We start from the raw sequence: 25,129 nt of genomic DNA, 5'->3' as shown, positions 1-25,129 counted from the left end.
TTTCCCACGGGATACACGACGCTTGCTTGGGCTCACTTATTACAGCCGGTTAATAATTTTTTGTATTTCTTCTTCATCAATATTTGCTGGCTGGTTGTGAAGCAAGTGTTGTAAGAATGCTAATATTGCTGTTTGTTGTTCATTATTAAATATAACCTGACGAGGTTTGCTTTTGCTGTACTCGTTCAAATTAAATAGCAGCTGCATATAGACGGTTGACTGTGGCTCTTCCCTAAAGGAACGGAGTACATAAATCATGAATGATGGTAAGGACTCCCTAAATTCTTCTGGAGTACCTTCCTCCAATTTATAAGGATTGGACTCAATCGCCTCATTAGTAAGCGGGGCACTTAATTCAAAGGCCCCCTCAATTTTATTGATAATAATATTTTCTGCTTCCATATATCTCAGTACTTAACTTCTAATTAAATATAACTGCCCCCTTTATTTCTTTAATTGGTAGCTAACATATACAAAGAGGCTATAACTGCAATCAAACCTAACCCTATGACAAGAAATAAAATTAGCATTGAATAATAAACAAAAGGGTGCTCTTTTTTGTGGTATGGTTTATCTGACATATGAACCATAACAAGCTTATGCCGAATAGCTATACAGTAGTTATAGAGGCTAACTAGCGGAGTAACTACTATAAGGCCTAAAGAGACCGCTAGCCCGTAATGCATATCACTAAAGTAATATGTTATAAGAGCAATTATAGGAATTAGTATCAATAAATAATATTGTTTACGTAATTCCTTTTTGTATAAATCTAGCCTTGTCTTCTTATTATTCATTTTCATGTAATTAAAAAGCTCTGTCACTTTAATTTATGGGCTTTCATCTAAAACCCATGGAATAGGGAAAAGAAAGTGTAAATGCTTAACGTTTTCTGATTTACGAAACTCTTCTGGTTCGCAAGCTGACGAGTTATTGATTGTGAATTGAAAGCCACTTGGCAATTTATCTTCATCAACTTTAGGATGCTTTTCTGAAATGAAGTAGTACTCTCCACCATAAAGGTGTAAGTTACTGTCCTCAGATATAGGACCGATTTCATATACTTCAGCATCTTTTAAAGGGTCAATTCCACACTGCTCGAAGAAACTAATGACTTCTTGTGGAAAGCAGTTAGGCATTTGTGCCATAAAGTTACGGCAATATTCGCAACCACATTCAAATGCACTATCTTTTTTTATAGAGCTGTAGATTTCTTTGGTTTTAGCTGAGTCCACTTCAACTATTACTTTTCCTAGAGTTGTTTTTTCTATACTAATTGTACTCTTGCTCCATTTATTCTGAGTGACATAAGGTTATTGCTTCGCTATCTACAACCCACTTATCTTTTTCTTTGATAAACACTTTATATGTTGAGCTACAGTTTTTTGCAAAGGAGCTAGGGCCAGGTTGGTGTGTATAACTGCATAGTCCGAGCTTCCCATTATGACCCTTAAACCAAGCTTCCTTTCTATTACTTCCATTAAACTTGTGGATATTACTTAATTGTAAAAGCTCATCGGATGGTTCTGTAACCAAAGACCACTCACTTACTTTAAAGTACGCGCAGTTTTGCTCTATATATCTATCTGAGCAGCCTGATATCAGGACGGTAGTTAAAAATGGTAAAATGTATTTTTTCATTAAAAATGTACTCTGAGCCCATTTATTGGGGTACCCTACGCTCGCTTTTTATTACTTGTTAGTGGGTTTAAATTTTTTATAGAGCTTATGCTCCAATATTCTTGAAATATGGATTGTCAGAAGACCAGGCTTTACTCCCATAACCATCTGCATCCTCAAATTTATACGTCATTATGATGTATTTACCAGTACCTTCAATCTGAGCACCCTTACAATAACCACCAGTAATAAAGCTGGGGATTTCATTTTTTTGTTTGAATATTTCAACTGGTAATGTCCGGTAGTCATACATAACGCTCCCTATATAGATAGGCTCCTCTTCCCCCTTTTCATAAGGCCTATTTTCATAGGTTTCTTTTATGTACGCTTCATAGTCTACATAGTTAATTTCAACAACATACCCAATAAAGATATGATCTGCATCCTCAATTAACTCTTCAATAGGCGTATAGTCAATTGTGCAGGCAAAAGCTCCTTGTATAAATAAAGCAACTGTAATTAGTAGAGGGAGTATGACTTTCATAATTTATTACTAACATTATAGTGCCGAACATTGCCGGTAATTTTTGGTTATAAACTTATTGTTATCAATGTCCGAATTTAAGACTAATACCAAGCAAACCGGACGTTAATGCCTTGTTTGTTTTAAGTGATACTAGCAAAATCAGTGTGTTAAAGGAAATATCGCTGATATACCAAGGATCGTGCTATCTCGATGAATTCCGATTGTACTGCCATCACTAACCTTTATAATGTCTGCAACTTCTATTAATCACACATTCCATGCTGTTTTTCGAGAACATGGCGCTTCGCCGTGGTAAAAAAGTTTTATTTGAAGACGCGAGTTTTATCATCAACCCTAAAGATAAGGTGGGTGTCACCGGGGCTAATGGTACCGGAAAGTCGTCGTTGTTCGCTTTGATCCGTGGGGAGCTTGAGGAGGACTCGGGCAATTTCTCGATGGCGGGGAATGTGACGATTTCGAGCGTGCGCCAGGAAACGCCTGCGGTTGAAGACTCGGCGTTGGAGTATGTGATTCAGGGCGACGTTGAGCTGTGCGAGATTGAGGCGGCTTTGGCCAAGGCTGAGGCGGAGGAAGACGGTAACGCCATCGGTAAGCTGCACCAGCAACTGGATTCGATTCAGGGCTATGCGGCACGAGCGCGAGCGGGCGCTTTGATGCATGGTCTGGGTTTTACTGCGGATCAGGAGCAGCTACCAGTCTCCAGCTTCTCGGGTGGCTGGCGTATGCGCCTGAATCTGGCGCAGGCACTGATGTGTCGTTCCGACCTGTTATTACTTGATGAGCCGACTAACCACCTGGATTTTGAAGCGGTGGTGTGGCTGGAGAAATGGTTGGAGTCCTATCAGGGCGCGGTCTTACTGATTTCTCACGACCGAGATTTTCTCGATCGCGTGATTAATCGCGTGGCGCATATCGAGCAACAGCATATTAAGCTTTATAGCGGTAACTATTCCGATTTTGAGCTACAACGAGCAGAGCAACTGGCGCAGCAGCAGGCGAACTTTGAGCGACAGCAGAAAGAGATTGCTCATATGCAGTCGTTTGTCGATCGGTTTAAAGCCAAGGCGACCAAGGCCAAACAGGCGCAAAGCCGGGTTAAGGCGTTGGAGCGGATGGAGAAGATTTCTCCGGCACACGTCGATTCGCCGTTTCATTTCAGCTTTCCAGAACTTGGCCACGTGCCCAGTCCTTTGTTACAGCTGAAAGAGGTGAGTGCCGGATACGAAACCGAGAATGGTCCGGTGACGATTTTAAAGAAAGTTGGCTTTACGCTGTTGCCAGGCGATCGGATTGGTCTACTGGGTAAGAATGGCGCGGGTAAATCGACCTTAATTAAAGTCCTCGCGGGCGAACTTGGCTTGCAGGGCGGCGAGCGCGTCGAATCAAAGCATCTGAATATTGGTTATTTTGCACAGCATCAGCTGGAGCAGCTGCATCCGGATATGTCGCCAATTCAACACCTCCAGCGAGAATACCCTGACGCCACCGAACAGGAATTGCGTAACTTTTTAGGCGGCTTTGATTTTAATGGCGACAAGGCTCTAGAACCGGTAGCTCCGTTTTCCGGCGGCGAAAAAGCCCGTCTGGTTTTAGCGCTGTTGGTTTATTCCAAACCAAATGTACTCTTACTGGATGAGCCAACCAACCATCTGGATCTGGAAATGCGTCACGCCATGACCGTGGCTCTACAAGGTTTTGAAGGGGCGGTAGTACTGGTGTCGCACGATAAGCATATGCTGAGAACGGTAACGGACGATCTGATCCTGGTTGCCGGTGGTTCGGTCAAACCGTTTGATGGTGATCTGGACGACTATGCAAAATGGGCGCTGGAGCAGTCGACCATGGAGCGTCGCTCTAATAACAGTGGCACTTCCAACGGCTCTGATGTTGCGGATGAGCAGCCAGAAGTTTCGCGCAAGGAACAGCGCCGAATCGACGCCGAGAAGCGTAAGGCTTTGCAGCCGCTGAAGAATAAGTTAAAGAAGGTCGAGCTGGAGCTGGATAAGCAGCAGAAGCGCAAGGCGGAACTGGACGAGCTGATGGCGGATCAGAGTCTGTACGAAGAATCGAACAAGGATAAGCTGGCGGAACTGAGCGCCGAGTATGGCGAGGTTAATCAGCGTCTGGAATCTCTGGAAGAAGACTGGTTGATGCTGCACGAGGAGCTGGAAAGCGCCTAGTCAGTGATGTAACCCCTTAAATTGGCTGGAAAAAGGCGGATTCTGGCCAAATGTGGAAAACGCTTCGTTGTGGTTCCATCTAACGCCGACCCTTGGTAGACTTAACCGCACTATAAGATTGAGTGCTAATAGGCACGAACGAGCCCATGATTGAGCATGACCGATTAATTAATCCAACCGAAACGACTGACGAAGATCAGTTTGATCGCGCTATTCGCCCGACTACGCTAGATGACTATGTGGGGCAGGAGAAAGTCCGCGAACAGATGGAAATCTTCCTGCAGGCGGCTAAGCTGCGTAAAGAAGCGTTGGATCATGTTTTGATTTTTGGCCCGCCGGGACTGGGTAAAACCACTCTCTCCAATATTATTGCCAATGAAATGAACGTTGGTATAAAGCATACCTCTGGCCCAGTGCTGGAAAAAGCCGGTGATCTGGCGGCTATGCTGACTAACCTCGAAGCCAATGACGTCTTGTTTATTGACGAAATCCACCGCTTAAGCCCGCATGTTGAAGAAGTGCTCTATCCGGCGATGGAAGACTATCAGCTGGATATCATGATCGGCGAAGGCCCAGCGGCGCGTTCTATAAAGGTCGAGCTACCGCCGTTTACTCTGGTTGGTGCAACGACTCGTGCCGGATTGTTAACCTCACCGCTGCGAGATCGTTTCGGTATTGTTCAGCGCCTTGAGTTTTATGATCTGAAGGATTTAACTGGTATCGTTATGCGTTCGGCTAAAATCCTTGGCTTGCGCTTAGAAGAGTCTGGCGCAGTGGAAGTCGCTCGTCGTTCTCGCGGAACGCCTCGTATCGCCAATCGTTTATTACGCCGAGTGCGAGACTATGCGGAGATCAAGTCGGATGGTTTGATTACGGATAAGGTGGCGGATCGAGCCCTGGATATGCTGGACGTCGATGCCAAGGGTTTCGATACCATGGACCGTAAGTTGTTACTGACTATCATCGAGAAGTTCGGTGGCGGTCCGGTCGGGCTTGATACACTGGCGGCGGCGATTGGTGAAGAAAGAGATACCATTGATGATGTGCTGGAACCTTTTTTAATCCAGCAGGGGTTTATTCAGCGTACGCCTCGTGGGCGTATAGCGACGAAGCTTGCGTATGAACATTTCGGGATCATTCCTTCCTCAGGCGACTTGTTCAGCGAATAAAAATGAGAAAAGATTAATTTTTTCGAGATCGCTTTAACACTATTTGTAAAGTGAATCGTTATAATACTTAGGTTTATAAAATGCAGCGTGAATTTATTTGGCCAGTTAGGGTCTACTATGAAGATACTGATGTGGCTGGCGTAGTTTTTTACGCGAACTACTTAAAATATTACGAACGAGGGCGCACCGAATGGTTACGCTCCCTAGGTTGGGAACAGGACGTTTTGATCGATAAAGGTTTGGCGTTCGCTGTGGCCCATGTCGATGCAAAATACCTGAAACCGGCTCGGTTTAACGATAGACTCCTGGTAAAAACTCGTATCGCCTCAGCAAGAAAGGCGAGCGTTATTTTTGAACAGGAAGTCGTCAAGGTGGTTGATGATGAGTCATCAGCTGAGACTGAAGAATTAGTGAATAAGGCAACAATCAGAGTGGCTTGCGTGGATATGAATACCATGATGCCGTCGCCTATGCCGAAGTATTTACAAGAGGAGATTGCACGTGAATGGTGCGAATGACATGACCATCGCTGGTCTATTTTTAGATGCCAGCTTTTTAGTTCAAGCAATCATGGTGTTATTGCTGTTAATTTCTGTAGTGTCCTGGGCTTTGATTTTCCAGCGTTCAGGAGTTTTGAACACTGCGGCACGTAAAAGTAAGCAGTTTGAGGATCGCTTTTGGTCGGGTGTTGATCTGAGCCAGCTTTCGTCTGAGTTGACGGCTGGTAATAAGACTGCACGTGGTCTGGAATCGCTATTTATTGCGGGTTATCGCGAGTTTATGCGTTTGCGTCAGCAAAAAGGCGTCAGCCCGGAAGCTGTGATGGATGGCACGCACCGAGCGATGCGTGTAGCTCACAGCCGAGAAGTGGAAAAGCTAGAGCAGAATCTATCGTTTCTGGCGACTGTGGGTTCGGTAACACCTTACATTGGTCTATTTGGTACTGTGTGGGGGATTATGAACTCATTCATCGCGCTAGGTAGTGTTAAACAGGCGACGCTGGCAATGGTTGCGCCGGGTATTGCTGAGGCCCTGATTGCGACGGCAATGGGTCTATTTGCGGCAATTCCTGCGGTAATAGCCTACAACCGTTTTACCAATCGTCTACAGCGTATCGAAACACAGTATGAAAACTTCCTCGAAGAATTTTCAGGAATTTTACATCGCAAAGCGCACAGTTAAGGTCGGGTATTGTTATGCCACATCTTGTACGTAGAGAGAGACGCCGCCTAAACGCTGAGATTAATGTAGTTCCCTATATTGATGTCATGCTGGTGTTGCTGGTGATCTTTATGATTACCGCACCGTTAATTACAGCGGGTATTCAGGTAGATCTGCCTACAGCTGCTGCAGAGCCGATGTCACCCGATGAGACAACACCCTTTATCGTGACAATTGACTCGCATGGCCAGCATTATCTGGAAATTGGTAGCTCGGCAGAAGGACGACCGGAAGCACTGAGCCGCGAAGAGTTATTGGATAGGGTTGTATTTGAGCTGGATAAAACACCGAATGCACCGATTTTGATTAATGGTGATAAAACGGTACCTTATGGTGATGTCGTAGAGTTGATGGATCAGTTGAGGCAGGTAGCAGGGATAGAAAATGTTGGTTTGATGACGCAGCAACCCAATTAGGTACTATTTTGCTAAGCGAACTTTTATTAGGTAACGGTTTTGTCGAATAAAAAGAATATTCTTCCTTTGGTTGTTTCGATTGTGCTGCATTTGGCGCTAATCGTAGTACTGGTTTGGAAGTTTATCTGGGAGCCTAATATCCCGGAGCATAAATATGTGGATGCGCCAATTCAGGCTCGAATTGCCCAGGCTCCAAAGAGTAATCCGCCTCAACCAAAGGTTGATCAGAAAAAGCTTGAGCAGGAGCGTCTGGAGAAACAGCGTCAGGAACAAGAGCGTCTTAAAAAGATTCAACGCGAAAAAGAGCTGGCTGAACAGCGAGCGAAAGAACAGGCTGAAGCTGAGCGTAAGGCGAAAGAACAGGCAGAAATCGAGCGTAAAAAGAAGTTAGCTTTAGAGAAGAAAAAAGAAGAACAGAAAAAGAAAGAAGAAGAAGCTGAAAGAAAACGCATCGAAGAAGAGAAGCGCAAGAAGGCAGAAGCTGAGCGTAAACGTAAGGAAGAAGAGGCTCGTAAGAAAAAGTTAGCCGAAGAAAAACGCAAGAAAGAAGAAGCTGAGAGAAAGCGCAAAGAGGAAGAAGAGCGTAAACGTCAGGAAGAACTCGAGCGTTTACAGAAAGAACTTGAAGCGCAGGAGTCTGAGTTCTTTGATGCAATGGAAGGTGATGTTAAGAAAGCACAGGCTTTGACAGAGCTTGAGGAACTTAAGGTAAGAATTCGCGATAAGTTGGCACGTTTGTGGAATATGCCATCGAATCCAGGCCGCTGTACCATTACGATTAAAACCGCACCCGGTGGTATTGTTCTGGATACGATTATTGTAGGCGGCGATGAGGAATACTGTCAGACCGGTATTTCTGCGATTAATCGTGCTGCGCCATTGCCGTATTCGGAAAATCCAGAAGTGATAAAAGAATTACGTAGTATTGAATTCACGTTTGATCCAACTTTGAAAGATTAAAATAACTGTGAGTAAAAACTCTATGAAGCACATTTGTAAGACATTGATGGTATTGTGGTTAGGCTTAGTTGCTGCTTCAGCACAAGCTGACATCCAAATTTATATTACCGAAGGCCGCGATGATGCGCGTCCTGTCGCTGTAGTGCCATTTCAATTTGAGAGCTCCTCTGAGGTTCAGGTAAAGCCGCCTCATGACTTTGCACAAATTATTGCCAATGACCTTGAGCGAAGCGGCAAGTTCAAAGTTACTGACTTGGCCGATTTGCCTCAGTCACCAACGACCATAAGTGAAATCGATATTGATGCTTGGAAAGAGCTGGGTGTTGATGGCGTGGTTTATGGCAAAGTTGAAGAAACTGCACCTGGCAAGTATATGGTGTCATATGATTTGATTGATCCCTACAATGACAAAGCTGTAATTGATTCGGATATCCCATCAGGCAGCTACCCTTTGGTTGATCAGGCGTTTCACCTGATGGTTTTAAAAACCAAGCTCGTTAACAATGATAACTTCCGTTGGGCGGCACATATTGCAGCTGATGAAATATACGAAGCATTGACTGGTGATAGAGGTGCTTTTGCTACTCAGGTAGCTTATGTTCAGGTGGATCGACTAGCAGCAAAACCTTATCAGTTAAATATTTCTGACAGCGATGGTTTTAATCAAACATTGGTTTTCTCGTCACCAAAACCGATAATGTCGCCAACCTGGTCGCCAGATGCCAATCAATTGGCGTATGTGAGTTTTGAAAATGGTAAGTCTGAAATATATATTCAAACTATCAGCACCGGCGAGCGTGAGCTCGTAGCGAGTTATAAAGGGTTTAATAGCGCACCAGCCTGGTCGCCAGACGGCACTAAAATGGCTATGGTATTATCTAAAGATGGAAATCCAGAGCTTTATGTGATGGATTTGGCGTCTAAAAGGTTACAGAGATTAACCCGACATTACGCTATTGATACCGAACCTTCGTGGCATCCAGATGGTAAAAGTTTGATATTCACCTCAGATCGAGGAGGAAAACCACAAATTTATCGTGTTTCACTTGCAGGAGGTGAGGCAGAAAGGGTAACCTTCGAAGGACGGTATAACGCCGGAGCTGAATTTGCACCGGACGGAAAGACTATTGTTATGGTTCATCAAAGCAATGGTAGTTTCCATGTAGCCGCACAGGACATCGATTCGGGGAACCTAACTGTCTTGACCAAGACCAGTTTAGATGAGTCGCTGTCTGTTGCTCCAAATAGTAGTATGATTATTTTCTCTACTGTGGACGGGCGACAAAAAGTGTTAAGCGCGGTATCAATGGATGGAAGATTTAAAGCAAGACTGCCAGCAAACGTTGGTGAGGTTAAAGCACCGGCTTGGTCGCCATTTATTTTGTAAATTTGAAAAAACAGTAAAAACAATCCTGGAGGATGACAATGAAACGTTCGGTACAATTACTATTGGCTTTGTTCGCGGCTGCTACTCTAGCTGCTTGTACAACTACTGAGCCAGCAGAAGACACTACTGATACAACAGCTCAACAAGAAGCAGACGCAGCAGCAGCTGCAGAAGCTGAAGCGCTTGCGCGTCAACGTGCTGCTGAAGAAGCTGAAAGACAGCGTATCGCAGCTTTACTAGAAAATAACGTTATTTACTTCGATTTCGATAGTGATGCTATCCGTAGCGGTGATATGGAATTGATCGAAGTTCACGCTAAGCACATTCAATCAACTGGCAAAAACGTTGTTCTAGAAGGTCATGCGGACGAGCGTGGTACTCCTGAGTACAACTTGGCTCTAGGTGAGCGTCGTGCAAAATCAGTAGCTCAAATGATGAGAACTTACGGTGTTGCTGACAGCCAAATCGAAGTAATCAGCTTCGGTGAAGAGTCGCCAGCTAACCCTGCTCACAACGAAGAAGCTTGGCAGGAAAATCGTCGCGTAGTAATTAAATATCAATAATTGAATTCGAAAGAATGAATTATCGATTATTTACAACAATCGCGTTTACATTACTCACAGCACCTGCTGTGAGTAATGCTGCGGCGCCAGTAGTCGATGGCAAAGCAGTGGATGCGGTGAGACAACAAGAGACTAGTCAACAAAACCAGCTGATCGGCGAATTAATGCGCCAGGTAATGCAGCTGCAGAAAGAAGTTAGCTATCTTCGTGGCAAAAGCGAAGAGCAGGGCTATCAAATCAAGAAGCTGCAACGTCAGCAAAAAGAATTATATACCGATCTTGATCGCAGACTAACTGAAGCGACTCAAGGGGGTATGTCGGTAAGTGGAGAAGAGGTGGGTGCCGCTGGTGTAGTTCAGGGTGACTCAACAGACTCTACTTCCGATAGCAACTTAAGTGATGCTCAGAAAGCCTACAATAAAGCCTTCTCGCAGTTCAGTGAAAAGAAGTATGCTTTCGCCAAGAGCTCGTTCAAATCTTTTGTGAAAGATTATCCAGAACACCCTTTATCATCTAATGCTCATTATATCCTTGGACAATTACACTTTAACGATAAGGAATATGATAAGGCAGCATCCGAGTTTGAGGCGGTTTACGCTCAATTCCCAGATACCTCGGTAAAAGATAAGGCGATGCTAAAGTTAGCTCAAACTCACGAAATTCGTGGTGATAAAGCCGCTGCTAAAAAGGCTTATCAAGCGTTAGCTGAGGCTTTCCCCAATACAACAGCAGGAAAACTGGCTAAAGTTAAACTTAGCTCTCTGTAAAAGCAAACCTGCTAAAAGTGAACAAAAGCTGTCTCTTTAGACAGCTTTTTTGTTACAATCCGCACAATTTTTAGACATTCCTTATTGTTTCAGGCCCATTTTGAGTAAATTACGCATAACAGAGATTTTCCACTCTTTGCAGGGTGAAAGCCTAACGGTTGGTTTGCCGACGGTGTTTGTACGCCTGACTGGTTGTCCATTACGTTGCACCTATTGTGATACCGACTATGCTTTCGGTGGTGGCGAATGGATGAGTTTTGAAGAAATTCTGGCTCAAATCGAGTCCTACAACTGCCCGAATATCTGTATGACCGGTGGCGAGCCGCTTGCTCAAAAGCGTGCTTATGACTTTTATAAACTACTATGTGACAAGGGATACCAGGTTTCGACAGAAACGGGTGGAGCACATGATATTTCTGTTTTGGATAAACGGGTTATGGTTGTAATGGATTTGAAAACACCTGACTCCGGCGAAATGTCCCGAAATCTTTATGAGAATATTGATCACCTGAAGCCAACGGATCAGGTTAAGTTTGTTATTTGCAGCCGTAAAGATTACGACTGGTGCAAGATGACTTTGGATAAATACGACCTTACCAATAAGTGCGAAGTTTTATTTTCTCCAAGTTACGGCCAGGTAGAATATGCCGATTTAGCAGAATGGATTCTAAAGGATAGGTTGAGGGTTCGTATGCAGGTTCAGTTGCATAAAATCATCTGGGGAGAGCGCACAGGGGTTTGAGGGGTTAAAATTCTTTTATGCTGCGTTATACGGCTCAAATAGCGTCCTCATTTACTTATAGTAAACTGTGGTTCTATTTGAGCCGAAAGCCTTGCCTAAAAGAATTTTTCCTCCCTCAAACTGTGTTATTTAAAGGAGAAGTGGGTTTGTTTTCCTGCTTCCAATCCCTGGCAACAATACATTCTACTTTAAATTGATGTGGTAAGTAGCTGTGGTGTCATAAGTCTGAGGTTGGTATCAAATTTCCCTATATAATTTTGATTATGAGGGAAGCGCGAAGCGCCTAACTTTCTGGGCGAGCTTTTTTGGTTCGTTTTTTGCACGTATAAACGACCATAAGGAGCCCCTTTGGGGAAATGAACATTAAATACATATACATGATCATAAATACCAAGCAATGAAGTATCATTTTATTATTTGAAATTCGATAGTGAAAAACATGAATAAACGAGCAGTAATATTACTTTCTGGCGGTTTAGACTCGACCACAGCTTTGGCAATTGCCAAAGAAAAGGGCTTTGAGTGTTACACGATGAGCTTTAATTATGGTCAGCGTACGGTGGCGGAACTCGAAGCCGCGAAGAAAGTTTCTGCACAGCACGGTGCCAAAAAGCACATTGAAGTAAACTTAGATATGACTGAGATTGGTGGCTCTGCGCTGACCGATCACTCTATTGATGTTCCAGTAGGCGAGGCACTTGAGCAGGAAGAGGATATCCCAGTTACTTACGTACCTGCACGAAATACCGTGTTTTTATCGATTGCGCTGGGTTGGGCTGAGGTTTTACAGGCTAACCACATCTTTGTCGGTGTCAATGCAGTGGACTATTCTGGCTACCCTGACTGCCGCCCTGAATTTGTTGAAGCCTTTGAGCAGATGGCTAATCTGGCAACTAAAGCTGGCGTAAACGGCCACAAGATGCATATTGAGGCGCCACTTATCGATATGACCAAAGCACAAATTATAAAAAAGGGAATTGAGCTTGGCGTGGATTACGGACTCACAGTATCCTGCTATAACGCCACAGCGGACGGTAGGGCCTGTGGCCAATGTGACTCTTGTATATTGCGCAAACAGGGCTTCGAGGAGCAGGGGTTTAATGACCCAACCCCATACCAATAATGAGCGCGTGATGTTTTAAAAATGTCATAATGCGACAGAATGGCAGGCTGCTTTTAACTTATTGAAAATAAAAACAAAAATTTACCTGAAATATTGCTGTCATAAATGACAAAATATCTTCATTAGTATTTATAGTCTTCTTGGAAATAATGGACTTGGCAATTAGCCAACCACCATATTTATCAAGGAGAATAGCAATGAAAAAATCAGTTGAAATAGTAGCTTTATCTGCTTTGGTTTTTACATCCCAACTGGCACTATCTGCTTCTTACACGATGGTTTCGCCAGAAGATTACCAGACTTTCAAAAATAATCGTAATCAATCCATTACCAGCTCAGTCATCGATAGCAAAGGGGCTCACTGGAAAAAGTATTCGAGCTTCCTGGGCAAAGACAACGTATGGCTATGGGTTTCGAATGAAGGTGATGTCTTGTACTGGGAAACCGAGTCTAATAATAAAAAGCTCCTGGTTGATTTTAATGACCCAGCAGGAACGCAATACAATGTCCAGCTGGATGGATGCAACGATACCGCAACGATCGTACAAAAACAGCAGTCTCTTGTGACTTCAGCTGGTGAATTTAAAAATGCTGTAGAGTTAAAGTTTTCAGGTTACTGTTTTGATGAGGGCTTAGATTCTGCATGGTTCGTACCAAATGTTGGTTTGGTCGAGTGGACACAGGACTCATTGCTGGGGCCCGTTACATTTGAGTTACAGCATGCTAAGGTTGGTGGTATGACTATACCAACACATGATGGCCTGGAAATGACCGCACAGTTTCCTTCAGAGCCAGTAATAATCAACAATCAAAGCACGGCTGAGGCTTATTTAACACTTCGTAATCACTCGGATAAACTCATAACCTTACATTTCAACTCTGGGCAAACTTACGACATTTTTTTGTATGATGAACAGGGGGAGCTGGTTCAGCAGTGGTCGCATGGCATGATGTTCACGCAGGCCTTGCAGGACATACACTTAAGACCTGGCGATGTTCATCGGTTTGGCGGTGAGATCAAGTTAACTGACTTCAAGGGAAACCCCTTAGATGTAGGTACCTATCGACTCAAAATAGAGATCGTCGGTCACTATGGACCTGAGGGCAGTGCTTTCAGTCAGGAAAGCCTGAGTGCTGAGGCACCACTGAATATCGATAAAATGATGACACTGGACTAGTGACACTCTGATATTTATTAGTCTTGGGGTCATTGCCCAAATTATACACATTCAGTATAATACGCGCGTTTTTAGAGGGGGTTAGCTCACGCTATCCCCCTTTTTGTACCATGTGAAGGCTGATTTTAAGGCCAAATAGTCGCATGGTTAGAATTTTATGGGTTTGGCGGAATACAGGCCCATGCTAAACGTTGGTTTAGCGAACGACTGAATTTGATGATATTAAACTTATTGACGGGAGTCTAAAATGGCTGTTGAACGTACTTTTTCAATTGTAAAACCAGACGCTGTAGCGAAAAACGTAATCGGCGAAATCTATACACGTTTCGAGCGTGCCGGTCTTCGTATCGTTGCTTCAAAAATGATTCACCTTTCTCGTGAAAAAGCCGAAGGCTTCTACGCTGAGCACAAAGAGCGTCCTTTCTTTGGTGCATTGGTAGATTTCATGACGTCTGGTCCTGTAATGGTTCAAGTTCTTGAAGGCGAAAACGCAATCAAAGCTAACCGTGAAATCATGGGCGCAACAAACCCACAGGAAGCGCTTCGCGGTACAATCCGTGCTGACTACGCGGTTTCTGTTGATGAAAACGCTGCTCATGGTTCTGATAGCCCAGAATCTGCAGAGCGCGAAATCAATTATTTCTTTAGTGCTGACGAAATTTGTCCTCGCACCCGATAAAACTGGTTATTTTTCTTAATTTCTTTGTTAAAGCCTTTTGCTCGAGTTCCATTAACGACTTGTTAACTCCAAGTCTCACAAAAGGCTTTGCCTCGAATTAAAGAAAAATCCCTTAGTTTTATAACTCTACAGCTTTTGCTGTAAGTTATTAAAAATGCAGGCTGAGCCTGCATTTTTTGTCTTTTTACTTTCATTGTTTTGAGACTCAATAGTCAGTCAAAATGAAAAAAGGCATTGAACCAGAGTTGATGCCATAAGTAACTTTGCTATTACGGTCCTAAACGCCTAAAATAGCGTAAAATTTATACAGGTTGGAGCATTTGCCAGCTTGTAGTCGCAAAAAGGTAGTCATAATGAGTAATCCAGAGAAAACGAACCTACTCAACCTGACGCGCGACGAAATGGTCGAGTTCTTTGTAGAGCTTGGTGAAAAGCCATTTCGTGCTCAACAGGTCATGAAGTGGATTCATCAGTTTGGTGTCGAGACTTTCGACGAAATGACCAACATCAGTAAAGCTTGCCGCCAAAAACTATCCGAAGTCGCTGAAATCAAAGGCCCTGAAGTTTTGAGTGTTCAGGAGTCGAGTGATGGCACTATTAAGTGGGCGTTGAAAATTCCTGGTGGGCAGGCCATTGAAACCGTGTTTATACCAGAACGTCACCGCGGCACTTTGTGTGTATCATCGCAAGTGGGTTGTGCGCTTGAGTGCAGCTTCTGTTCTACCGGTTATCAGGGCTTCAATCGTAATTTAAGTACTGCGGAAATTATTGGTCAGGTCTGGCATGCAGCGCGCTATTTGAATGGTAAGCATAAGAGTGATGATCGAGCAGTAACTAACGTTGTTATGATGGGAATGGGCGAGCCTTTGGCTAACTATCAGCCTGTCATTAACGCCATGGGACTAATGCTTGATGATTTTGCGTATGGTTTGTCAAAACGCCGAGTCACACTCAGTACTTCAGGTATGGTTCCGCAACTTGATCGTATGGGTGATGATATTGATGTCGCCTTGGCAATATCGCTTCATGCTCCTAATGATGAGTTGCGTGATGTGTTAGTACCGATAAATAAAAAATATCCAATCAAAGAATTTATGGCCAGTGTTCACCGTTATATGGAGAAATCCAACGCTGCGAGAAAGGTAACGGTTGAGTATGTAATGTTAAAAGATGTTAACGACACCATAGAACACGCAAAAGAACTGGCTAAGGTGTTGAAAAACACACCCTGTAAGATTAATCTTATTCCATTCAACCCGTTTCCGCAGTCGCATTACGAAACGTCAACGCCTGAGGCTATCGATGCATTTAGTAATTATTTGCATAAGAATGGCTTTGTTGTTGTGGTTCGTAGAACACGTGGTGATGACATTGATGCAGCTTGTGGGCAATTGGCGGGTAAAATTAATGATAAAACGAAGCGTCAACAAAGGCGCACACAGTTCTCGAATGATATTGATGTTAGGGCTTTAGTGTAAATCATATTGTTCAGGGTTTGATTACATTGACCGGGTAGGTATGCATGAATCGAATAAATTGGATTTTTTTAGCCGCATTTATATTTTTGACTGGCTGTCAAACAACGAGTAAGACAACCGTTTCTGCTGCAACTAATGATGGTATTGAAGTACCAAAGGGAGAAGCAGATAAAACCAAGGCCGCTGAAATCAGGTTGGCGTTGGGTTTGAAGTATATTGAAAGTGGTTACATGGAGCGTGCTAAACAAAATCTGATTAAAGCTTACGAGCATCGCCCGGATATGCCCGATGTTTTATACGGGCTTGGCTACTACTATCAGTCCGTTTATGAGTACGATAAAGCTGACAGGTTTTACTTGCGAGCTCTAGATGAAACTCCCGATAACCCTGATTATTTAAACGGCTACGGAGCTTTCCTGTGTGAGTCTAAAAAAGAGTATGCCAAGGGTATTGAGTACTTTTTAGAAGCCATTGATCAGCCTGAGTATACCTCGGTCGGCGAAGCATATGAGAATGCTGGGTTCTGTAGTATTAGCGCAAAACAATATGAGCAAGCTTCAGAATACTTCGAGAAGGCTTTAACCATAAATCCTAATTTGTCTAAGACTCTGTATGGTTTGGCAATGACTCACTATGAAAGAGGCAATGCTCGTCGTGCATCTGATTATCTGTATCGTTTCGAGGGCAAAAGCCGTCCGACGCCGAATTCGTTGTTGCTGGGTTATAAAGTGGCTAAGGTATTAAATCACCGATCTAATATGCGGAGTTACGGTGAGAAACTAATGCAGCTTTATCCGAACTCGCAGCAAGCCAATGAATACCTAACCATTCGATAATCCCATGACTGATAATTACGAGCAAAGCTCCAAGGAGCATGAGTTTGGTCCTGGAGCATTATTAAAACAAGCCCGCGAAGAGCAGGGGTTATCTTTAAAAGAAGTTTCCACCAGTTTGAAGCTGACGATGCCCGTGTTAGAGCAAATCGAAGCGGATGACTATAAGAGTGAGCTTCCGATAACCTTCTTTCGTGGTTATTTAAAAAATTATGCCGAGCTACTAAAGCTTGAAGAAGTTGATATTGTTGCTAACTTCCAGCATTACTGTGAGAAACATAAGTTATTTTCACAACCACCTCCAAAACTACGAGGTGTAGAAATGGAGCAGCCAATGACATCAAGTAATTGGCTGTTTAAAGTTATAACCGGCATTATTATTCTCATTTTAGTGGCTGCCATATATTACGTAGTGGTAGAAAAAGAATTGTGGAAGAAGGTCGTTCCGCAAGATAGTGAAGCTGAGCAGGCAACTTCTTCTGCCCTGTTACTAGAAAGTTCAGAGGAATCAACAGAAGGGAGTGAGGCTCTAGTACAGGATAGCGAATCGATTCAGGAAGATGAACTAGCAGTTGAGCAGGAGCCCCTTAGTACTTCTAGTAACCAGGAGGCTAGTGCTGACTCTTCTCAATCCGGCGAAATAAACCTTACCCAGGAACAAGCGGAGGATGTTGACTCTTCGCAGACCCAGACAGCAGCTGCATCAACAACAAGTCAGTCTGTTTTGGGTAAAAGCCTGGTTTTGAATTTTACCAGCGACTGCTGGGTCCGTATTGAAGATGCAACTGGCAAAGTGCTTGCTTTAGGAATCAAGCAAGCAGGTTCAGACTTGCAATTATCTGGGGAAACTCCATATAGCTTGACGTTGGGTAAGCCTTCAGCGGTACAATTAACCTTTGACGGTGAGGCTGTTGATTTATCTGCTTACCCTGACACTAGAGCAGCCAAGTTAACCTTGGGTGATGAGTAGTAAGCGTAACGATTTTAGTCGCATCTGATTAAACAACCTATTGAAAGTGTTGCTCATAATTAGCAACAGGTGAGAAAGAGTATGAAAGGTCATTCCTGGATCCAACGTCGCAAGTCGCGTCAAATCATGGTCGGTAACGTTCCTGTGGGTGGTGATGCCCCAATAAGTGTGCAAAGCATGACAAACACCGATACCTGTGATGTTGAAGCCACAGTTAAGCAGATTGAAGCCTTGGCTGCGACCGGAGCCGATATTGTGCGGGTGTCTGTACCAACCATGAAGGCTGCCGAAGCCTTTAAGGAAATAAAAAAGCAGTCACCAGTACCTCTTGTCACCGATATTCACTTTGATTACAGAATTGCTTTGAAAGTAGCTGAGTATGGTGCTGACTGTTTAAGAATTAACCCAGGTAATATCGGTGCTGAGGAACGCGTTAAAGCTGTGGTTGACGCTGCTAAAGCACGAAATATCCCTATTCGAATCGGTGTTAACGCTGGTTCTCTAGAGAAAGATCTTCAGGAAAAGTACGGTGAGCCTACACCTGAGGCTTTGGTAGAGTCGGCTTATCGGCATATCGAAATTCTGGAACGTCATAACTTCAAGGACTATAAGATTAGCCTAAAGGCTTCGGATGTGTTCATGACGGTAGCTGCTTACCGTATCCTGGCTAAAGAAATTGATAATCCACTTCACCTTGGTATTACTGAGGCAGGAAGCTTCCGCTCGGGTACTGTGAAATCTTCTGTAGGCCTTGGCATGCTTCTGGCCGAAGGTATTGGTGATACGATTCGAATTTCGTTGGCAGCTGATCCAGTAGAAGAGGTTAAAGTTGGTTACGATATCCTTAAAAGCTTAGGCCTGCGCCAGCGTGGTATTAACCTGATCGCCTGCCCCTCATGCTCCCGCCAGCAGTTTGATGTAATTAAAACGGTCAACGCTCTTGAAGAGCGGCTGGAAGATGTTAACGAACATCTGGATGTAGCCGTTATAGGCTGCGTGGTGAATGGTCCCGGGGAGGCTAAGGAAGTATCTGTTGGTCTAACCGGTGGCTTCAAAAAAAGCATGCTCTACCAGAATGGCGAAAAGAGCCACAAAGTTGCTAATGAAGATCTTGTGGATGAGCTTGAGTTGCAGATTCGACAGAAAATCGCAGAAAAGCTGGCCCAGAAGGAAGAGAAGGCTAAGGGAGCTGAGCAGCTTCCAATCGAAGAGATTAAATCTTAAAATCCAGTAATTACCGAATTTCAGGCGAAATAACTACTGTTTTTCGCCAAATTCGCTATAATTCCGCACTTATCTAAAACATTCACTAACAATGAATCGGGATTGATTTTGGCGCAAAAAATTCAAGCAATTCGCGGCATGAATGACATTTTGCCGGAGCAAACTCCATATTGGCAAAAATTGGAGTCGACTTTGCGTCGACTGATGGACAGTTATGGCTATTCAGAAATAAGAATGCCAATTGTTGAGAAAACAAACCTTTTTAAGCGCGCTGTCGGTGAAGTGACCGATATCGTTGAAAAGGAAATGTATACTTTTGAAGACCGTAATGGCGACAGTCTGAGTTTGCGTCCAGAAGGGACTGCCAGTTGTGTTCGTGCTGGCATTGAGCACGGCTTACTGTATAACCAAGAGCAGCGTTTATGGTATATGGGGCCGATGTTTCGACATGAGCGCCCACAGAAGGGCCGCTACCGTCAATTCCATCAGTTGGGTGTTGAGACGTTTGGTATAGCCACAGCGGATGTTGATGCTGAATTGATTTTAATGACAGCTCGCTTATGGAAAGAGCTGGGCTTGCATGACTCGGTACAGCTTGAAATTAATTCATTGGGTTCAAATGAGGCCCGTGCAGCCTATCGTGATAGGCTGATTGAGTTTCTCGAGCCGATTAAAGATAAGCTTGACGAGGACAGCCAGAGACGCTTGATGACGAATCCTTTAAGGATTTTGGATAGCAAAAATCCTGAAGTCCAAGCTTTAGTTCAAGATGCTCCAAAACTATCAGACCATCTTGACGAAGAATCGAAAGAACATTTCGAAAGATTGCGCCAAATCCTTGATGCTAATGGCATAGAGTATGTTGTTAACACTAATTTGGTCCGTGGGCTGGATTATTATAATCGCACCGTTTTCGAGTGGATTACCGATAAGCTTGGAGCCCAGGGAACTATTTGTGCCGGTGGCCGCTATGATGGCCTAACCGAACAGCTTGGTGGGCACGCTACCACGGCCAGTGGTTTCGCTATGGGAATTGAGCGAATTGTGGCTTTAATTGAAGATATCGAGCCAATAACCCCTAGCGTTGCTGACTTATATTTAGTAGCGTTGGGCGATAGTGCAGAAGTCAATGCCATACAGATAGCGGAAACATTACGGGATAAAATACCTCAGCTACGTGTCCGAAATAATTTTGGTGGCGGCAATTTTAAAAAGCAATTTAAGCGTGCTGACAAGAGCGGTGCAACCATTGCTTTAGTACTTGGGGAACAGGAAGTCCAAGAGGCTACGATTGGTATTAAATTTCTGCGCGAACAAAAAGAGCAATTACAGATTCCTCAATCAGAACTGGTTGAGACTTTAAAATCATTAATTTAACAGTAAACGTAAGATGTCGGGAGGCCAGCAATGGCTCAATATGAAACAGAAGAACAACAGGTCGAGGCTATTAAGCAGTTTTGGAAAGAGAACCGAGCTGCAATCATTCTAGGCGCTGTTATTGGTTTTGGTGGTATTTTCGGCTGGGACCAGTTTAAAGAGTACAAGCAAGAAAAAGCGGAGCAGGCTTCACAGCAGTATGCTGAAGCTATGCAAACCATTGAAGCTGGTAGCGATAACCAGAGCCAGTTTATTGAAAAAGCTGAGGTATTAAAAACTGAGCATAGCGCTACAAGTTATGCCTCATTGGCTGCTCTAAAGCTAGCTGAAATTAAAGTTTCGGAAGATAATTTAGACGCTGCAGCGGAACAATTACGTTGGGTTGTTGACCAAGGTAACAAGACCTTCGCTCCTCTTGCTCAGATTCGTCTAGGTCGCGTATTGTTAGCGCAACAGAAATATGATGAAGCAATTAAGCTGGCTGATTCAGTTTCAAATGAAGCATACAAATCAAGTGCTCTATTTATTAAGGGTGAAGCCCTGTTAGCAAAAGATGATCGTGAAGCGGCTAAAACTGCGTATATTGCAGCTAGAGCAGCTTCAGAGTCAGCAACTAACCCATTGCTACAACTGCGTTTGTCTGAGTTTGGGATCGAAGAATAAACAACAATTAGAAATCGTTCTAAATATAGGATAACAGTATGAGATTGAACCTAAAGTCAAAACTTTTAACTTCACTTGCCGCTTGCACACTTTTAATTGCCTGCTCGGATGAAGTGCTCAACGAGCCATCTGAACTTCAGGATGTCGACTCTCAGTTTGAACTTGACGTTCGTTGGACTGAGTCTGTTGGTGACGGTGCCGGAGAGAAGTATAGTGACTTGATGCCTGCTGTTTGGAACGAAATGATCATCACAGCAGATGTCGCAGGTTTAGTGACAGCATTCGATCGTGAATCTGGAGACATCGAATGGGAAGTTGATCTGAAATTACCTCTGTCCGGTGGTGTTACAGCTAATGCCGGAATTATAGTCATTGGTACAAAAAAGGCTCAGGTCATTGCGCTCAATGTAGATGATGGCAGTGAGCTTTGGCGTACAGATGTGTCTAGTGAAGTACTTGCAAAACCAGCTATTGAAAGTACCAAGGTTATAGTACGAACTGCCGATGGCAGAATTTTTGCTTTAGACATTACTGATGGCGAACAAGAGTGGTTTTATGACCGTGTGATTCCCAATTTGACGATTAGAGGTACGGCAGCACCGTTGGCGACAAATGGATACGTTCTGACTGGTTTTGCCAACGGCAAAATGGTTGCATTCAATCAGGAATCCGGAGATATGTTGTGGGAGCAGCGCATATCCTCTCCGCGCGGCAGTTCAGAAATCTCTCGTATTGTTGACGTAGATACAACTCCAGTAGTCTTTGGCACAACTTTATACGCTGCAGGATATAATGGTTATGCCATTGCGATGGATTTAAGCAATGGTCGTTTCTTATGGCGCGAAGAGCTGTCTACTGTTAAGGATCTGCTAGTAGATTCGTTGCGTATGTACTCCGTGACTAACGATGGTACCGTAGTCGCTCTAAACCGTTTAACCGGTGAAGTTTCCTGGAAACAGGAAGGTTTGAAATACCGTAGTCCTACGGCAGCGGCAGACTTTGGTGACTATATCGTTGTTGGCGATTTTGAAGGCTATGTCCATTTCCTGGATAAGTCTACTGGTCAATTTGTTGCACGTGATCACCTTGACGACTACGGTTTTGCACATCAACCTGTAGTGACTGATGATGAACTAATTATGGTCAGTCGTTTTGGTTTTATGTATGTCATTAACCAACTTGAAGAAGATTCAAAAGAGTAAGTTATATGCTTCCTGTCATTGCGCTCGTTGGTCGACCCAACGTCGGTAAATCTACCCTGTTTAATCGGCTGACAAAGTCGCGCGATGCCCTTGTAGCTAATCTGCCAGGTCTGACTCGGGATAGACAGTATGGTCAGGCCAAATTGAAGGGTCAGCCATTTATCATTATTGATACCGGCGGTATTGCGGGTGATGAAGAAGGTATCGACGACTTGATGGCCAAGCAGTCTTTACAGGCTGTGGAAGAAGCTGACATAGTTTTATTCCTGGTTGATGCTCGGAGCGGTATGACCGCGGCTGATGAATATGTGGCAGAGCAATTAAGACGTCAGCAGAAACCAGTTATATTGGTAGTCAACAAAGTTGATGGTGTTCACGCCGATGCCGCATTGGCAGAATATTACAGCTTTGGTTATCAGACGATTTTGCCCCTTGCCGCTGAGCACGGTCGTGGTGTCTCGACTCTGGTTGATACAGTTTTGGAAAGCCTCGATTTAGAACAGGTTGAGCAGGACGAGCAAACGATTGAGGAATTACAGGCGCAAGGCCTAAAGCTAGCTGTTGTTGGGCGTCCTAATGTGGGCAAGTCAACACTAATAAATCGTTTCCTTGGTGAGGAGAGGGTTGTTGTGTTTGATATGCCGGGAACCACGCGTGACAGCATTTACATTGAAATGGAGCGTCGTGGAAAGCCCTACACGTTGATTGATACGGCGGGTGTCCGACGCCGAGGAAAAGTCAAAGAGGCTGTCGAGAAGTTCTCGGTTTTAAAAACCTTGCAGGCAATCAGCGACGCCAATGTGGTTATCATGGTGATGGATGCCCGTGAACCAATTACCGATCAGGACTTAAGCCTGATTAGTCATATCATTGAAGCGGGACGCTCGATGGTTATTGCGATCAATAAATGGGATGGTATGACCGAGGAAGATCGTGATGACGTGAAGATGGAAATAGATCGCCGTCTCGGTTTTGTGGATTTTGCTCGAGTCCACTTTATTTCAGCTCTGCATGGCTCTAATGTTGGACATCTTTGGGATTCAGTCGATGAAGCGTGGAAAAGTGCTTTAGTCGAAATGACCTCATCCAAACTCACCCGTCTATTAGAGCAGGCCTACGATCGTCACCAGCCGCACGCGGTTAAAGGGCGTCGTATCAAACTTCGTTACGCGCATCCGGGTGGTCACAACCCCCCGATTATCGTTATCCATGGCAAACAGGTCAGTAAACTACAGGAAAGCTATAAGCGTTATCTGATTAATTTTTTCAGAAAGAAATTAAACTTAATTGGAACGCCTATCCGACTCGAAACAAAAGAAGGGGATAACCCTTTTGCGGATAAGACTAACAAAAGTCGTGAACTAACACGCCGTCAGCGATTAAAGAAAAAACGTGCTATTAAGAAGTTTGGTAAGAAGTGATCGGCTAGCTATCGATCACTTTGCTTCTTACTTCCCCTTCATTTAATCTCGTAACTAATATCTTTGCCTTTTTCGCTTCTGTAGCAGACTTTAAAGGTTTTCCGGCTTCATCTTGAGTAATGCTATAGCCTCTTTTTAAAGTCGCTAGCGGGCTAATATCGTTAAGTTTCTGTGCTGCCAGTGCGAATGTTTGCTGGGAATATTTCAGCTGATGTTTTATTGCCTGACGTAGCTGTTTCTCTTTTATAACTAAACGTTCCGTGGACTGCTCCAGATGTTTATGAGGGTTGTAACTCTTTAGCCGAGCTGAGAGCGTACTCAGAGAAGAAGCTTTCTGTTCTAAAAGGCGTTCCTGAGAGGTATTTAGCTGCTTGATAAGCCTTTGCAGGTCTATCTGGCTTTGTGCCAACCTTTGCTTTGGATGGACAATTCGAGTCGTTAGCTTGTCCAGTCTGGCATGGGTAACTTCAAGTCTATGCTGAAATTCATTTATAAGGCGCCGCTCCAATGTCTGGAACTTGTGCAGGATGTCTATGCGGTTAGGTACCATCATTTCAGCTGCGGCAGAAGGTGTAGGAGCCCTCAGGTCAGCAACCAGATCGCTGATCGAGGTGTCAACCTCGTGACCAACCGCAGATACTACCGGAATACGACTATTACGTATTTCACGAGCAAGCTGTTCATCGTTGAAACACCACATATCTTCCAGCGAGCCACCGCCTCTTGTTACCAGTAAAACATCGCACTCCTGCCGTTCATTCGCAACTTTCAATTGTTGAATGATGGTTTTTGCTGCCTTCTCACCTTGCACCTGCGTAGGGTAGATAATTATGGGTACCTGTGGCATACGGCGCTTGAGGACGGTAAGGACATCTCGAATGGCAGCACCTGTAGCAGAAGTAATAATACCGATTTTATTTGGATAAGCCGGGATAGGGCGTTTCAGTTCCGGATCAAACAGCCCTTCATTATTAAGTTTTTCTTTAAGACGGTTAAAGGCTATTTGTAGCGCACCTTCACCTGCCGGCTCCATATATTCGGCAATTAACTGTAGATCGCCTCGTGGCTCATAAAGGCTCAGCTTTGCTCTGAGTAACACTTGCTGCCCGTCTTCGGGGTTAAAGCGCACGCTGCGGTTTCTGTTTTTAAACATGGCGCAACGCAACTGGGCGTCGGAGTCTTTTAGGGTAAAGTACCAGTGCCCTGATCGCGGAGTGGCCAAGTTAGAAATCTCACCTGTGATCCATATCTGACCAATTTCCTGCTCGAGCTGTCGGCGGACTCTTAGGGCAATTTCGGCGACTGAATAGACTTTTCGTTGTTCGGTTGGCTCTTGCGGCTGTAAAATTGGTTGTATCATCTTTAATTCACGTGAAATTAGTTATTTACCTTGGCGGTGTAGGCACGTT

The 25,129-nt window shown here is 44.1% G+C and carries 25 protein-coding genes; 21 read left to right on the top strand and 4 right to left on the bottom strand.

From position 1 onward, the window contains the following. Positions 1-39 precede the first annotated feature (39 nt). The 3 genes from KS2013_RS08120 to KS2013_RS08100 form a co-directional block, all read right to left on the bottom strand. Positions 40-402 carry a DUF6714 family protein gene (locus KS2013_RS08120; protein ID WP_068992296.1) on the bottom strand — a complete coding sequence of 121 codons (363 nt, stop codon included), beginning with the start codon at positions 400-402 and terminating at the stop codon, positions 40-42. Positions 403-830: 428 nt separating this feature from the next. Further along, positions 831-1,235 carry a hypothetical protein gene (locus tag KS2013_RS08110; protein ID WP_068992292.1) on the bottom strand — a complete coding sequence of 135 codons (405 nt, stop codon included), beginning with the start codon at positions 1,233-1,235 and terminating at the stop codon, positions 831-833. A 491-nt stretch (positions 1,236-1,726) separates the two neighbouring features. Continuing rightward, the gene (locus tag KS2013_RS08100) at positions 1,727-2,164 is read right to left on the bottom strand and encodes a hypothetical protein (protein WP_068992288.1); all 438 of its coding nucleotides are present in this window, start codon (positions 2,162-2,164) and stop codon (positions 1,727-1,729) included. Between the two features lie 260 nt (positions 2,165-2,424). Here KS2013_RS08100 and KS2013_RS08095 point away from each other — a divergent pair, with 260 nt between their 5' ends. The 21 genes from KS2013_RS08095 (at position 2,425) to der (ending at position 23,720) form a co-directional block, all read left to right on the top strand. Further along, positions 2,425-4,347, top strand: a complete 1,923-nt coding sequence (locus KS2013_RS08095) for an ATP-binding cassette domain-containing protein (protein ID WP_068992286.1) — start codon at positions 2,425-2,427, stop codon at positions 4,345-4,347. 146 nt (positions 4,348-4,493) lie between these two features. After that, positions 4,494-5,516, top strand: coding sequence for a Holliday junction branch migration DNA helicase RuvB (ruvB, locus tag KS2013_RS08090; protein WP_068992284.1), 1,023 nt, complete (start codon positions 4,494-4,496; stop codon positions 5,514-5,516). Between the two features lie 80 nt (positions 5,517-5,596). Beyond that, entirely contained in the window at positions 5,597-6,034 is a 438-nt protein-coding gene (ybgC, locus tag KS2013_RS08085) for a tol-pal system-associated acyl-CoA thioesterase (RefSeq protein WP_068992283.1), read from the top strand. A 1-nt stretch (position 6,035) separates the two neighbouring features. Then, positions 6,036-6,698, top strand: a complete 663-nt coding sequence (tolQ, locus tag KS2013_RS08080; RefSeq protein WP_068992281.1) for a protein TolQ — start codon at positions 6,036-6,038, stop codon at positions 6,696-6,698. A gap of 14 nt (positions 6,699-6,712) precedes the next feature. Continuing rightward, positions 6,713-7,153: a protein TolR gene (gene tolR / locus KS2013_RS08075; protein WP_068992278.1), complete on the top strand. Its 441-nt coding sequence runs from the start codon at positions 6,713-6,715 to the stop codon at positions 7,151-7,153. A 39-nt stretch (positions 7,154-7,192) separates the two neighbouring features. Further along, positions 7,193-8,113 carry a cell envelope integrity protein TolA gene (gene tolA / locus KS2013_RS08070; protein WP_068992275.1) on the top strand — a complete coding sequence of 307 codons (921 nt, stop codon included), beginning with the start codon at positions 7,193-7,195 and terminating at the stop codon, positions 8,111-8,113. A gap of 22 nt (positions 8,114-8,135) precedes the next feature. Then, the gene (gene tolB, locus KS2013_RS08065) at positions 8,136-9,500 is read left to right on the top strand and encodes a Tol-Pal system beta propeller repeat protein TolB (protein ID WP_068992272.1); all 1,365 of its coding nucleotides are present in this window, start codon (positions 8,136-8,138) and stop codon (positions 9,498-9,500) included. Between the two features lie 38 nt (positions 9,501-9,538). After that, positions 9,539-10,063: a peptidoglycan-associated lipoprotein Pal gene (pal, locus tag KS2013_RS08060; protein ID WP_068992269.1), complete on the top strand. Its 525-nt coding sequence runs from the start codon at positions 9,539-9,541 to the stop codon at positions 10,061-10,063. A 14-nt stretch (positions 10,064-10,077) separates the two neighbouring features. After that, on the top strand, positions 10,078-10,830 hold the full coding sequence (gene ybgF / locus KS2013_RS08055) for a tol-pal system protein YbgF (RefSeq protein WP_068992266.1): 753 nt from the start codon (positions 10,078-10,080) through the stop codon (positions 10,828-10,830). Between the two features lie 100 nt (positions 10,831-10,930). Further along, the gene (gene queE, locus KS2013_RS08050; protein ID WP_068992264.1) at positions 10,931-11,572 is read left to right on the top strand and encodes a 7-carboxy-7-deazaguanine synthase QueE; all 642 of its coding nucleotides are present in this window, start codon (positions 10,931-10,933) and stop codon (positions 11,570-11,572) included. A 439-nt stretch (positions 11,573-12,011) separates the two neighbouring features. Further along, positions 12,012-12,695 (top strand): 7-cyano-7-deazaguanine synthase QueC, encoded by a 684-nt coding sequence (gene queC / locus KS2013_RS08045; protein WP_068992261.1) that lies wholly within the window; start codon positions 12,012-12,014, stop codon positions 12,693-12,695. Positions 12,696-12,892: 197 nt separating this feature from the next. Continuing rightward, the gene (locus tag KS2013_RS08040; RefSeq protein WP_068992258.1) at positions 12,893-13,873 is read left to right on the top strand and encodes a BsuPI-related putative proteinase inhibitor; all 981 of its coding nucleotides are present in this window, start codon (positions 12,893-12,895) and stop codon (positions 13,871-13,873) included. 247 nt (positions 13,874-14,120) lie between these two features. Further along, positions 14,121-14,552: a nucleoside-diphosphate kinase gene (gene ndk / locus KS2013_RS08035; protein WP_068992254.1), complete on the top strand. Its 432-nt coding sequence runs from the start codon at positions 14,121-14,123 to the stop codon at positions 14,550-14,552. Between the two features lie 353 nt (positions 14,553-14,905). Next, positions 14,906-16,030 (top strand): 23S rRNA (adenine(2503)-C(2))-methyltransferase RlmN, encoded by a 1,125-nt coding sequence (gene rlmN / locus KS2013_RS08030; RefSeq protein WP_068992251.1) that lies wholly within the window; start codon positions 14,906-14,908, stop codon positions 16,028-16,030. Between the two features lie 44 nt (positions 16,031-16,074). After that, complete coding sequence (gene pilW / locus KS2013_RS08025) at positions 16,075-16,866, top strand: type IV pilus biogenesis/stability protein PilW (RefSeq protein ID WP_068992248.1); 792 nt, start codon at positions 16,075-16,077, stop codon at positions 16,864-16,866. Between the two features lie 4 nt (positions 16,867-16,870). Beyond that, the gene (locus tag KS2013_RS08020) at positions 16,871-17,833 is read left to right on the top strand and encodes a RodZ domain-containing protein (protein ID WP_068992244.1); all 963 of its coding nucleotides are present in this window, start codon (positions 16,871-16,873) and stop codon (positions 17,831-17,833) included. An 81-nt stretch (positions 17,834-17,914) separates the two neighbouring features. Beyond that, positions 17,915-19,057 (top strand): flavodoxin-dependent (E)-4-hydroxy-3-methylbut-2-enyl-diphosphate synthase, encoded by a 1,143-nt coding sequence (ispG, locus tag KS2013_RS08015; protein WP_068992241.1) that lies wholly within the window; start codon positions 17,915-17,917, stop codon positions 19,055-19,057. 108 nt (positions 19,058-19,165) lie between these two features. After that, on the top strand, positions 19,166-20,434 hold the full coding sequence (gene hisS, locus KS2013_RS08010) for a histidine--tRNA ligase (protein ID WP_071890208.1): 1,269 nt from the start codon (positions 19,166-19,168) through the stop codon (positions 20,432-20,434). Between the two features lie 30 nt (positions 20,435-20,464). After that, a complete protein-coding gene (locus tag KS2013_RS08005; RefSeq protein ID WP_068992235.1) occupies positions 20,465-21,097 on the top strand; it encodes a YfgM family protein in 633 nt (210 codons plus the stop codon). A 38-nt stretch (positions 21,098-21,135) separates the two neighbouring features. Next, on the top strand, positions 21,136-22,299 hold the full coding sequence (bamB, locus tag KS2013_RS08000; RefSeq protein ID WP_068992232.1) for an outer membrane protein assembly factor BamB: 1,164 nt from the start codon (positions 21,136-21,138) through the stop codon (positions 22,297-22,299). A gap of 5 nt (positions 22,300-22,304) precedes the next feature. Next, positions 22,305-23,720, top strand: coding sequence for a ribosome biogenesis GTPase Der (der, locus tag KS2013_RS07995; protein ID WP_068992230.1), 1,416 nt, complete (start codon positions 22,305-22,307; stop codon positions 23,718-23,720). 4 nt (positions 23,721-23,724) lie between these two features. Here der and xseA read toward each other — a convergent pair whose 3' ends face one another. Then, a complete protein-coding gene (xseA, locus tag KS2013_RS07990; protein ID WP_083217820.1) occupies positions 23,725-25,080 on the bottom strand; it encodes an exodeoxyribonuclease VII large subunit in 1,356 nt (451 codons plus the stop codon). Positions 25,081-25,129 lie beyond the last annotated feature (49 nt).

This window comes from Kangiella sediminilitoris (genome assembly GCF_001708405.1).
In the GTDB taxonomy this organism is placed as follows: domain Bacteria; phylum Pseudomonadota; class Gammaproteobacteria; order Enterobacterales; family Kangiellaceae; genus Kangiella; species Kangiella sediminilitoris.
Note: the sequence above shows the minus strand (reverse complement) of the source record. Positions and strands in the feature narration are given on the sequence as shown.